Annotated in this window: 14 protein-coding genes; 2 read left to right on the top strand and 12 right to left on the bottom strand. The window is 30.6% G+C overall.

The features are described 5' to 3' along the window. Nucleotides 1–24: 24 nt before the first annotated feature. A complete protein-coding gene (locus tag BN350_RS05800) occupies nt 25–1,188 on the bottom strand; it encodes an aminotransferase class I/II-fold pyridoxal phosphate-dependent enzyme (protein ID WP_028042744.1) in 1,164 nt (387 codons plus the stop codon). Continuing rightward, complete coding sequence (locus BN350_RS05795; protein WP_028042743.1) at nt 1,188–1,679, bottom strand: Lrp/AsnC family transcriptional regulator; 492 nt, start codon at nt 1,677–1,679, stop codon at nt 1,188–1,190. The genes BN350_RS05800 and BN350_RS05795 overlap by 1 nt, the downstream gene beginning before the upstream one ends. Nucleotides 1,680–1,917: 238 nt before the next feature. Between BN350_RS05795 and BN350_RS05790 the strand changes: the two genes are divergently transcribed. Continuing rightward, a complete protein-coding gene (locus tag BN350_RS05790) occupies nt 1,918–2,952 on the top strand; it encodes a lactonase family protein (RefSeq protein WP_028042742.1) in 1,035 nt (344 codons plus the stop codon). Between the two features lie 97 nt (nt 2,953–3,049). Continuing rightward, nucleotides 3,050–3,544 carry a GyrI-like domain-containing protein gene (locus BN350_RS05785; RefSeq protein ID WP_028042741.1) on the top strand — a complete coding sequence of 165 codons (495 nt, stop codon included), beginning with the start codon at nt 3,050–3,052 and terminating at the stop codon, nt 3,542–3,544. Nucleotides 3,545–3,580: 36 nt separating this feature from the next. Here BN350_RS05785 and BN350_RS05780 read toward each other — a convergent pair whose 3' ends face one another. From BN350_RS05780 to BN350_RS18600, 10 genes are all read right to left on the bottom strand, one after another. After that, entirely contained in the window at nt 3,581–4,435 is an 855-nt protein-coding gene (locus tag BN350_RS05780; protein WP_028042740.1) for a Cof-type HAD-IIB family hydrolase, read from the bottom strand. A 155-nt stretch (nt 4,436–4,590) separates the two neighbouring features. Then, on the bottom strand, nt 4,591–5,370 hold the full coding sequence (thiD, locus tag BN350_RS05775; RefSeq protein ID WP_028042739.1) for a bifunctional hydroxymethylpyrimidine kinase/phosphomethylpyrimidine kinase: 780 nt from the start codon (nt 5,368–5,370) through the stop codon (nt 4,591–4,593). 3 nt (nt 5,371–5,373) lie between these two features. After that, nucleotides 5,374–6,006 (bottom strand): HAD family hydrolase, encoded by a 633-nt coding sequence (locus tag BN350_RS05770; protein WP_044600146.1) that lies wholly within the window; start codon nt 6,004–6,006, stop codon nt 5,374–5,376. Beyond that, nucleotides 6,003–6,638: a thiamine phosphate synthase gene (gene thiE / locus BN350_RS05765; RefSeq protein ID WP_028042737.1), complete on the bottom strand. Its 636-nt coding sequence runs from the start codon at nt 6,636–6,638 to the stop codon at nt 6,003–6,005. The genes BN350_RS05770 and thiE overlap by 4 nt, the downstream gene beginning before the upstream one ends. Next, complete coding sequence (gene thiM / locus BN350_RS05760; RefSeq protein WP_028042736.1) at nt 6,625–7,449, bottom strand: hydroxyethylthiazole kinase; 825 nt, start codon at nt 7,447–7,449, stop codon at nt 6,625–6,627. Before thiM ends, thiE begins: the two co-directional genes overlap by 14 nt. Nucleotides 7,450–7,775: 326 nt before the next feature. Further along, complete coding sequence (noc, locus tag BN350_RS05755) at nt 7,776–8,549, bottom strand: nucleoid occlusion protein (RefSeq protein WP_028042735.1); 774 nt, start codon at nt 8,547–8,549, stop codon at nt 7,776–7,778. Nucleotides 8,550–8,622: 73 nt separating this feature from the next. After that, nucleotides 8,623–9,237 carry a LytR/AlgR family response regulator transcription factor gene (locus BN350_RS19915; protein WP_028042734.1) on the bottom strand — a complete coding sequence of 205 codons (615 nt, stop codon included), beginning with the start codon at nt 9,235–9,237 and terminating at the stop codon, nt 8,623–8,625. Further along, entirely contained in the window at nt 9,227–9,865 is a 639-nt protein-coding gene (locus BN350_RS21265) for a hypothetical protein (RefSeq protein ID WP_049945522.1), read from the bottom strand. Before BN350_RS21265 ends, BN350_RS19915 begins: the two co-directional genes overlap by 11 nt. 109 nt (nt 9,866–9,974) lie before the next feature. Further along, nucleotides 9,975–10,679 (bottom strand): 16S rRNA (guanine(527)-N(7))-methyltransferase RsmG, encoded by a 705-nt coding sequence (gene rsmG / locus BN350_RS05735; RefSeq protein WP_028042733.1) that lies wholly within the window; start codon nt 10,677–10,679, stop codon nt 9,975–9,977. A 9-nt stretch (nt 10,680–10,688) separates the two neighbouring features. Further along, on the bottom strand, nt 10,689–11,518 hold an 830-nt coding region (locus tag BN350_RS18600; protein WP_044600145.1), incomplete at its 5' end, for an FAD-dependent oxidoreductase.

Here is an 11,518-nt window from a genome sequence, read left to right as displayed (position 1 = left end):
AAAAGAGATATCATATTTGATATCTCATAGTTTATCTATAAATTGTTTTATTTTTATAGTAGCAACTTTAAGTTCTTCTATACTATATGCATAAGAAACTCTAATAAATCCTTCTCCTGCAGGTCCAAATGCAGTTCCAGGTACACATGCAACTTTTTGATCATCTAGTAATTTTTCACAAAATTCATCAGATGTTAAACCAGTAGACTTAATACATGGAAAGACATAAAAAGCACCTTGAGGTTTAAATGTTTCTAGCCCCATTTCATTAAAAGTTTTCACTAGGAAATTTCTTCTTGTTCGATATGAATCACGCATTTTCAACACTTCATCTTCACAATGTTTTAATCCTTCAATAGCTCCATATTGTGCAGGTGATGGAGCAGACATTATGATATATTGATGAATTTTATTCATAGCCTTTGTTAAAACTTTATTAGCTAAAGTATATCCTAAACGCCATCCAGTCATTGCATATGCTTTGGAAAAACCACTTACAACAATGACCTGATCTTTAATTTCATCAAACGATGCAATGGAACAGAACTCTTCTTCATAACTTAATTCCGCATAAATTTCATCAGATAAAACAATAATTCCTGATTCCTTAATAATAGGAACTATTCTTTCATAATCCTCTTTTGTCATAAAACCACCTGTTGGATTAGATGGATAATTAATTAATATTGCTTTTGTCTTAGGTGTTATTGCAGCTTTTAATAAATCTGGTGTTAATTTAAATTGATCTTCATGTCTTAATTGAATAGGTATAGGTATTCCACCTGCCAATTCTACACCTGGTGTATAAGCAACATATCCAGGATCTAAAACAATCATTTCTTCTCCAGGATTTAAAATAGCACGAATTGCAATATCAATTCCTTCCGATCCACCTACAGTGACAACACAATTATCATTTGGATCATAGTTTACTCCAAAACGACGCTTATAATAACGACAGATTTCTTCTCTTAATTCTAATAAACCTTGATTTGCAGTATAAAAAGTTCTTCCCTTTTCAATAGAATAAATTGCAGCTTCTCTGATAGCCCAAGGCGTTGTAAAATCAGGTTCACCAACTCCTAATGATATAACATCTTCCATCTGGGAAGCCAAATCAAAGAACTTCCTAATACCACTTGGCTTAATAACTTTAACTCTATCACTTAACATATCTTCATAATTCATTATGGAGTCACCACCAATCTATCACTATGGCCATCTTCGTCCTCAATCAAAACAACACCATTATTCTTATATTGTTTCAATACAAAATATGTTGATGTTCCTGTAACACCATCCAAACAAGCTAATTTACTTGCTACAAAATGAGCAACCTCCTGCATTGTCTTACCTTTAACAATTGCAACAAATTCAAAACTACCACTCAATAAATACATTGTATCAATTTCATCAAACTTATAGATATAACTTGCAATACGATCATATCCATATTCTCTTTCAGGACTTGCATTAATTTGAATTAATGCAGTTACAATTTCTGTATTTGTTAAATCCCAATTAACAATAGTATGATAACCACAGATAACTTTTTGTTTTTCTAACTCTGTCAATCTTTCAATGACTTGATCTTTTGATTCATCTAAGGCGGCCGCTAGGTCAGTAATCTTCATCCTCGCATTTTTTTGTAACAATCTTAATAATAATTTATCTTCCATAACGTTTCCTCCTTTAATATAGTATTTATTGTATTACATTTTCTTCCATTAGGAAAGGATTTCTTTTTATTCATATAAATAATAATGACTTATTATTTCTTAAAAACTTAAATTATAACAATAAAATTTATATTTATTCAATTTTATAACTTCATTTTATTATTTATCAAAAATGCATTTCTCCATTAGTAAATAGGTTTTGATTGTGATAAAATAGATTTATGAAAGGGGTTTTACTATGAAAACATTCTATGTTGCAAGTTATGGAAAAAATAATGATAGAGGAATTTATATAATGAAATTTGATGAATCAACTTTAGAAATAAAAAGAATTCAGCAAATTGTAACAAAAGATTATCCTTCTTATATGATTACTAAAAATCATGTTCTTTATGTCGCTTATAAAAATGCCAGTTCTCATAATGATGGTGGTGGTATTGGTAGCTTTACTATTCATGGTGATGAACTCATTTTAAATAATAATTATGGTTCTAGCGGACGTTCTTATACTCATTTATGTGTTGATGAAAATGACAGGTATGTATTTGCCGCAAATTATCATGTTGGTGCAACAGCATCATATCAACTTGAAAATAAAGCAATTACCCAAAAAATATGTGCTGTGCATCATAAAGGTCTTGGGCCAGACTTATTAAAAAGACAGACTGGTCCTCATGCTCACTGCGTAGGAATTACACCAGATAAACAATTTGTTTATTCAGTTGATTTAGGGGCTGATAAAGTTGTTATGTATCGTTATAATCAAGGAGTGCTTTTAGAAGATTCTGATTATACATTAAATATTGTTCCAGGTTCTGGCCCTAGGCATATGATTTTTTCACATGATGGACGTTTTGCATATTTAGTAAATGAAATTGCTAATAATATTATGGTATTTAAATATATTGAAGGCCGTTTTAATCTCATTCAAGCGATTCACTGTATTCCTAGACATTTCAAAGGTTTTTCTAGTGCTTCTGCTATTCGTATGACTTCTTCTGGTGATCATCTCTTTGTTTCAAATCGTGGTCATGATAGTATTGCTATGTATCGTGTCAATAAAGAAACAGGTAAAATTTCCTTACTTTATATGGTTCATACTGGAAAGGGGCCTCGTGATTTTAATATTATTGATGATAAGTATTTAATCGTGGGGTGCCAGGAAATCAATTGTTTACAAATCTTAACTTTTGATGAGGAAGCTGAAAAATTATTAATGAGCGATTCTTCTGTTGAACTTCCTGCCCCTGTCTGCATTACTTTCGAAAACTAAGTTCTCTTTAGAGAACTTTTTTCTATCCAAAGAGAACAAAAATGAAGAGGAACTATTGATTTTTATTTTATATAATGTTGATATAGGAGGATTCTATATGACACAACAATTTAGGATAGAAACAAAAGATAGCTTTAGAGTTATTGGATATAAAATATCTACTACTAATAGAAAAAAAGAGGGCAAAAAAATGATTCCTCTACACTGGGAATCATTTCATAAAGAACATAAGAGTGATAAACTCTTTTCTAAAATGAATATGCAACCTCAGGGACTACTAGGAATCAATGTTTACAATATTGATGTAACTGATGCTAAAAAATTTGATTATTATATTGCTGTAGCAAGTGATCATCAACCAAATAATGAAATGTCTACATATCAGGTTCCAGCTTGTACTTGGGCTATTTTTCCCTGCACTGTAGAAACAATTGGAAAAACAGAGGTCATGGCTATATCAAAATGGTTACCTAAAGCAAAATATAAACCATTGAATAGTGGTTACATCACAGGAAGAATGAAATCACAAGCTCCTGATATAGAATATTATGGTCAAGATGGTTATGCAGAAGTTTGGATTGCAGTAAAGTAAAACGTACGAATAAAATCGTACGTTTTCATAATGAAACTATAAATTTAAAAAATTATCAATCAATCCAAAATGTACAAATGCTTTATAAATTCCATCATTATCTACATCATCAGTTACATAATCAGCCATGACTTTAATTTCATCTCCACCACTATTAACAGCAACACCTACTTGACAATATTCTAACATGGGAATATCAATTTTTGCATCACCAAAAGCAAATGTATCTTGTCTATCAGCACCAAGATATTTTAATAATTCATCAATGGCATGTGCTTTCGTAATATCCTTTACCCCTAAATCACCAAACAAAGCAGTTTCTCCAGCTCCACCCCATGTTCCAGGTTTTAAATCAGGAAATTCCTTAATTGAATCAAGATGGTCCTGATAACTTTCTAAAATAAAACTTACTTTATTAACATCATCACGATATAATTCTCCACCAAAAATCATTTCAGGAAAAACATCTCGTACTTTCTTTTGGTTAGCTCCTTCTTTTCCCTTACGTTTACAATATTCTTGTACAACAGGTTCTCCTCTTATTTCAAAATTCTCACTTGCAAATAATCCTTCATTACTTTCAAGATAAAATTCTAAATGTCTAGACTTTAGCCAATCAACAATATGACGACATTGTTCCTTTGTAATTAATTGATGCATAACAACTGTATCGCCATCTTCAACATAACTCCCATTACCACCAATCATACCATCTAAACCAATATCCCATAAATAATCATAAACTTCGGCCTTGCTTCTACCTGTACAAATATAAACTCTATGTCCTCTTTTTCTGGCTTCTTTAATTGCCAAGTCAGCAGATTTTGGTAATTCATTTTCATAGTTCAATAATGTTCCATCAACATCAATAAAAATTATTTTTTGATTCATTTCTCTTCTCCTTTACATTTATTTTATACTCCCATTATAAATGATTTTATATTCTTTTTATATGAACTTATCATTAAGTAATTTATTTTCAATTTTTCATATAAAACATTTAAAAAAAAGAAATAATTTCTCAAATGAAATTATTTCAATACTATTTAAAGATTCCAGCAATGATTTAATGGACCACTGCCACGCCCTAAATCTAGACCATCTTTTAATGCTCCAGTAATATATTCTTTAGCCTTTTGTACACTTGTAACAATATCATAACCTAATGCAAGATTTGAGGCAATTGCACTTGATAATGTACACCCCGTTCCATGAGTATTAGGATTATCTATATGTTCACATTTTAACCAAATCATTTCATTCCCATGATAAAGTAAATCATTTGCATGTTCACTAAAATGCCCGCCTTTCATTAAAATATCACCTTGATACCATTGTCTAATCAGTTGTGCTGCTTTCAGCATATCATCCGTACTTTTTATAGATATATTGGTTAAAACTTCGGCTTCAGGAATATTGGGTGTTATGATATTGGCTAAAGGAATAAGTTCTTCTTTGAGTGCTGCTAATGCACTATCTTCTAACAAACGTGATCCGCTGGTTGACACCATAACAGGATCAACAACGATATTTTTAGCATGATACTTTTTTAATTGTTCTACAATTTTATAAATCAGTTCTGTTTCTGAAACCATTCCAATTTTTATCGCATCAGGATAAATATCTTCAAATACACACGTAAATTGTTTTTCTAAAAAATGAGGTGTCACATTCATAATATCTTGAACTCCTAATGTATTTTGAGCAACTAACGCTGTAATAATGCTCATTCCATAGACTTTATGAGCCATAAATGTTTTTAAATCTGCTTGTGCTCCCGCTCCTCCTGTTGGATCTGTTCCTGCAATTGTCAGTACTTTTCTCATCTTCTATACCTCCATATGATTAAAAGATTGATATGTTTGATCTGCAATTTTCATTATTTCCTGCCAATCTGTATGATTGGCTTTATCATATATCGCTTTAACAAATGCACCTGATTTTTTTGCTGTTTTAATAGCATGTAATGCATCTTCTACAACAATACATTTTGATATAGGTAAATTTAATGACTTTGAAGCGTATTGATAACTTCTGATATCTTGTTTTGTGTATTGAATATTATCACAGGATATAATGCTATTAAAGTAATGATATATATTGAGTCGTTTTAAAACTTTATGTGTAATGTGTGAATGATTGGCTGTGAGTAAGCACATGGGTATGTTTTGTTGATAACATTTCTCTAAGAAAGAGAGAGCACCTTCTTTGAGTGTCACTGTTTGATATTCTTTTTCTAGTTGTTGATAGAACCCATCTTGTATCTGAGATACTGATTGATTTAAATGATATTCTTTTTGAATAAATATAGCAGCTTCATACAAAGATAATGCTTTTAACTGTTCAACAAGTTTCTCTTGTGGTGTTATTTTGAGACTTTCTAGATAATGAATAGATAAAACATCCCAAATATGCATAGAATCTAATAATGTGCCATCTAAATCAAAAATATACCCTTTCATAACAACAATGCCTTTTCTTTTAATTGCATTGTTGCTTTTTGTATATCATCCTGTGCCATAATTGCACTCACAACAGCCACACCTTTAATACCACTCTTCTTCAATTTTAAAATATTTGTCATATCAATACCTCCAATAGCAATCACTGGTATTGGTACTGACTGACATATTTTCTGAAGTGTCTGTATACTTACTTCTACTGCATCATCTTTTGTACTTGTAGAAAAAACTGCTCCTACTCCCAAATAATCTGCTCCTGCCTGGTAGGCTTGTATTGCCTGTTCAACTGTTTGTGCAGAAACACCAAGTATCTTATCAGGTCCAATACATTTTCTCACATCCTTTGCCTGCATATCATGTTGACCCACATGGATTCCATCAGCATCAACAGCTAACATTACTTCAACATTATCATTAACGATAAATGGAACCCCATATTTTAGACAAAGTTTCTTGATATCTTTAGCATCATTTATAAAAGTACTGATATCTAAATGTTTCTCTCTCATTTGAACACATGTGACGCCACCTTTTATTGCTTCCTCAACATCTTCATACAATGAATGATGTATCCATCTACGATCAGTAACAAGATACAATCTCATTGCTTCTTGAATTTTATCTTTTTTCAATTTTTAATCCCTCCTGCAAATGATTGAAATCCATTATATATAAATAATCCATTAAATAAACTCTTAAACTCCCTGTTCCTAATTCTTCTTTTAAAACTCTCTTTAATGCCAATTCACCACTATACCCCATCATTGTGGTTGCACAAGCTGTTGCTAATAATGGATTTTGAGGATTTGCTGCAACATAAGCACCTGTAATAGCACTTAACATACAGCCAGTTCCTGTAATTAGTGACATTTCAGGACACCCATTTTTTATAACATATGCTTCATGACCATTTGTAATAATATCCATAGCTCCACTAATAGAAATAATAGCCCCTGTCTTTTGACTTAAATCTTTAGCAAAAACAATCATATCATCAATATTTTTTTCATCAATAACATCACTCTCATCTGCATCAACACCACGTGTTGTAGAAGATTGAAAAGCAACTGCCTTCATCTCAGACATGTTCCCTCGAATAACGCTTATTTGTACTTCTTCTAAAATTCGTTTTACACACTCATCACGTAGAGGACTTGCTCCAGCACCAACAGGATCTAAAATAACTGGATGACCCAAAGCATTTGCTTTCTTACCAGCCTTTATCATAGATGTAATTGTCCTTTGATTTAAAGTTCCAATGTTTAAGACAAGTCCTTGACAAATTGAAGTTATATCTTCTACTTCTTTTTCATCATCTGCCATAATCGGACTTCCTTTAACCGCTAGTATTGCATTTGCACAATCGTTCATTGTTACTGTATTTGTAATACAGTGAACCAATGGTTTCTTTTCAACTACGTTTCTCATCATTTCTTCAAACATATATAGACCTCTCTTTCTTAATCACAAAAGGAATATGCCTGGTGGCATATTCCTTCACATCGTAAAGTATAGTTCCCTCCGTTGGCATTATCCAAATCAGGTGCGGTCGAAGTTCACAACTTCCTCTCAGCCTATTTATAAGCTCCCATTAAATTTATATTATCATTTCAATGATGACTTTGCAATTAATTTAAGGTATGAGTTAAAAAATACTCTAAACATTATCTTTTTCATACCACTTGTTCTATAGGAAAAACAATGATGAATGAACTTCATTTGTTCATATATTTATTCTTTATATCATTTACAATAAATAACTGATAAATTTATTTCTTCATCTTAATTGTATATATAACTTCTTCTTCTGTTTCTTGAGTATCCACAAATGTTTCAACACCTGCCTGTTGAACCATTTGTACAGCTTGCTGGATTGTATTCATAGCTATTTTTAAATTTTGAGAAATACTTTTTGTTTTTGGTTTTGTTTGTGGTATTTTAGGTTCTATTTTTGTTTTAATCTTTTGTTCCGTTTGTTCTACATTTAAGCCTTTGTCTATTATTTCTCTTAACATATTATTTTGTTTGGCAGTCGTTTCTAACTTCAATAATGCTCTCGCATGTCTTTCAGTGATATCTCTTCTTCTAACTGCTTCTTGGACTGTCATAGGTAATTGTAATAATCTTAATTTATTAGCAATTGTCGATTGCTTTTTACCTACTTTTCTAGCCAATTGTTCTTGTGTTAAATTCTGTGTATCAATTAATTGCTGATAAGCTAATGCTTCTTCAATAGGAGATAAGTTCTCTCTTTGAATATTTTCTACAATTGCAGCAGTTGCTGTCTGTTGCTCATCAAGTTTTTGTACAATACATGGAACTTCATCCAGATTAGCAAGCTTACAGGCACGAAATCTTCTTTCTCCCACGACAATCTGATATTTTCCATTATATGGTCTCACAACAATAGGTTGTAATAACCCATTTTGCTGGATTGAAACAGATAATTCCTGAATCTTTTCATCTTCAAAATGTGTTCTAGGCTGATGAGCATTAGCTTCAATTTTATTGATATCAATAAATTTATACATAGGTTCTTTCACAATATTCACTCCTTACAATTCGACTCATATTATACCATTTCCTATCATAAAACCCAACAAAAACATTACACCTTCATGTAATGTTTTTAAACTTTCTTCCAATTGGAAGAGATATATTCTTAAAAAGAATGACTTCAGTAGCACCTATTTCTTTAACATACTTCTTATTAATCACATAACTTTTATGAATCTGCTGAAAAGATAATTCTGTTAATTGCTCCAATACATTTTTTAGTTTTTCTCTTACCTGATACTGATTGTGAATAGTATGAATAATTAAGTAATGTCCTATAGATTCAATATAAACAATTTGACTCGCTTTTATTTGAATATAAGAATATCCCATTTTAAATGTTAATATGCTCTCTATACCTTGATAAATATTGATAATAAGTTCCATAGCTTTTTGAAGATCATCATTCAAATGATTTTCTCTCAAGAAACAAAGAGGATAAAAATCAAGTAAAAGAAACATATTTTCTGAATCCTTAACTACAAATATTGTTCTATGATGAGCATATTGGTTTTCCTTAATAGATTCAATATCTTTTATACTTAAAACATCTTTAATTACAATATAAGGCCTATTATTTGGCGTAGGTAATACTTCCTGATAACATAATTTATTTTGAATAGTTTTTAATATCTGTTCTTTATATTGAGTTTCTAATACAAGATTAATCTTCATTGTCTTTTCTCACTTTCTCAATATATTCTGCAAAGCTTATTTCTTCATTTCTTAATGCATCTTTCAAATGATATGGATCATTAACTTGGATTCCGCATTTCTCCATAAACTCAATACCTTCCAAACAATTCTTTTTATCTAAATATAAATTATCAGGCTGTATTTTCATTAATGTTCCATCTTTTAAATCTATATTAAAAATAATAGAATGTCCTTTTTGTGACCAAAGCATATATATATCACTATAGATTAATGTTATTTTTTTAATATCATTTAAAGCAATATTTACTTCATAGTTTTGTTCTTGATTAAATAATATATTGATAAATTGCTGATACTTTGCTATAAGTCCTTCTGCACTGCAATATCTAAATCGCTGATGATCTATTGAGATAATTTGTTTTGTTCCATAACCTGGTATAGCCATAATAAACCCCACAATAAGAATGACAATGAGTGCAATTTTCATCTGCATAAGTGCATATGGTGTACTCGTTATAAATGTTGTATTTTTAATGGAATTCATAATTAAAGTATAGAATATCCATCCAAATAGTGGATACAAAACAATTTGAATAATAATAAAACTTCTCTTAAATAATCTTCCTATTACCAATTTTTCTTTCATATCAATCCCTCCTGACAAACTCCATTATATACAAAACTTTATAAAATAAAATAACTATGACGTCAACAACATTTTAATATCATCAAAAACAAAAAGGCGAAATTTTCGCCTATAATGGTTTCTTCTTAATTTGTCCAAAAGCTCTAGGATATTGTTTAGGTGTTAACTTCACTTTATGAATATAAATATTACAACGACGATCATTTTCATCTGTTAAATTAAAATTTACTTTCTTAACAACTCTTCCACCCAATTTATCAATTCCCTGTTTAGCCTCTTTTAGTTCCTCTTGTGCTTTTAATCCCTTTAAAGTTATAAAACATCCCTCATGTTTGACTAAAGGTAAACATAATTCATCCAATACATTTAATCTTGCGACTGCTCTTGCAGTGACAACATCAAATGATTCACGGTGTTTTAATGCATATTCCTCTGCTCTCGCACTGATTGCTTGAACATGCTCTAATTCTAAGACTTCTATAAGATGTTTAAGGAATGTGATTCTTTTCGTGAGGGAATCTACAATGGTAATTTTTAATTCTGGATATACAATTTTGAGTGGAATAGAAGGAAATCCTGCTCCTGCTCCAATATCACATAATGATTGATTAGAAAATTCATAATCAAATGATATTGTTAATGAATCATAGAAATGTTTTAAATAAACATCTTCTTTTTGTGTAATCGCTGTAAGATTCATTTTTTCATTCCATTCTATGAGTGTTTCATAATATGTTTGAAATTGTTGTAATTGCTTGTCTGTAAGGGTTATACCCTTTTCTAATAATGCTTGAATAAATTGTTCTTGATTCATATATACCTCTTAGTAGTGTTGTTTTAAATAAATAAGGAGAACTGAGATATCTGCAGGATTAATTCCTGATATTCTTGATGCTTGAGCAATGGTTAGTGGTCTTATCTCTGATAACTTTTGTTTTGCTTCTAATGATAGATTTAAAACATTATCATAATCAATGTCTAATGGAATTTGTTTTTCTTCCATTTTCTTAACCTTTTCAACTTGTCTTAATGCTTTATCAATGTATCCCTTATATTTAATTAAAATAGTTACTCTTTTCTCTTCCTCTAATGTTAATGTTGTTTCTCCAATAAATGGTTTTAACTTCTGATAATCCATTTCAGGTCTTTGAAGTAATGCTTTAGCACTTATTCCTTCATTTAAACGAGATGATCCCAATTCCTCTAAAACATCATTAATTTCATGTTTAGGTGTAAAACGAATCGTCTCTAATCTATCAATTTCATTATGTATACGTTCCATCTTATCTAAATAAGCCTGATAGACTTCTTTTTTCACAAGATGAGCATCATAGCCATGTTTTCTTAATCTTTCATCAGCATTATCATGTCTTAATAATAAACGATACTCTGCTCTTGAAGTTAGCATACGATAAGGTTCTTTTGTCCCTTTCGTCACTAGATCATCAATCATAACACCAATATAAGCTTCATCTCTTCTTAAAACTAATGGAGATTCTCCATTTAACTTCTTTGTTGCATTAATACCAGCAATGAGACCTTGAGCAGCTGCTTCTTCATAACCGCTTGTTCCATTGATTTGACCGGCAGTGAATAAATTATGAATCACTTTTGTTTCTAATGATGGCCATAATTGTAATGGATCAATAGCAT

It is taken from the genome of Candidatus Stoquefichus massiliensis AP9, from assembly GCF_000455285.1.
In the GTDB taxonomy this organism is placed as follows: domain Bacteria; phylum Bacillota_I; class Bacilli_A; order Erysipelotrichales; family Coprobacillaceae; genus Stoquefichus; species Stoquefichus massiliensis.
Note: the sequence above shows the minus strand (reverse complement) of the source record. Positions and strands in the feature narration are given on the sequence as shown.

What these genes read in the sequence shown, in the direction of transcription:
- BN350_RS05800 (WP_028042744.1), bottom strand. Translation starts at nt 1,188, where the DNA reads ATGAATTATGAAGATATGTTAAGTGATAGAGTTAAAGTTATTAAGCCA.
- BN350_RS05795 (WP_028042743.1), bottom strand. Translation starts at nt 1,679, where the DNA reads ATGGAAGATAAATTATTATTAAGATTGTTACAAAAAAATGCGAGGATG.
- BN350_RS05790 (WP_028042742.1), top strand. Translation starts at nt 1,918, where the DNA reads ATGAAAACATTCTATGTTGCAAGTTATGGAAAAAATAATGATAGAGGA.
- BN350_RS05785 (WP_028042741.1), top strand. Translation starts at nt 3,050, where the DNA reads ATGACACAACAATTTAGGATAGAAACAAAAGATAGCTTTAGAGTTATT.
- BN350_RS05780 (WP_028042740.1), bottom strand. Translation starts at nt 4,435, where the DNA reads ATGAATCAAAAAATAATTTTTATTGATGTTGATGGAACATTATTGAAC.
- thiD (WP_028042739.1), bottom strand. Translation starts at nt 5,370, where the DNA reads ATGAGAAAAGTACTGACAATTGCAGGAACAGATCCAACAGGAGGAGCG.
- BN350_RS05770 (WP_044600146.1), bottom strand. Translation starts at nt 6,006, where the DNA reads ATGAAAGGGTATATTTTTGATTTAGATGGCACATTATTAGATTCTATG.
- thiM (WP_028042736.1), bottom strand. Translation starts at nt 7,449, where the DNA reads ATGTTTGAAGAAATGATGAGAAACGTAGTTGAAAAGAAACCATTGGTT.
- BN350_RS19915 (WP_028042734.1), bottom strand. Translation starts at nt 9,237, where the DNA reads ATGAAGATTAATCTTGTATTAGAAACTCAATATAAAGAACAGATATTA.
- BN350_RS21265 (WP_049945522.1), bottom strand. Translation starts at nt 9,865, where the DNA reads ATGAAAGAAAAATTGGTAATAGGAAGATTATTTAAGAGAAGTTTTATT.
- rsmG (WP_028042733.1), bottom strand. Translation starts at nt 10,679, where the DNA reads ATGAATCAAGAACAATTTATTCAAGCATTATTAGAAAAGGGTATAACC.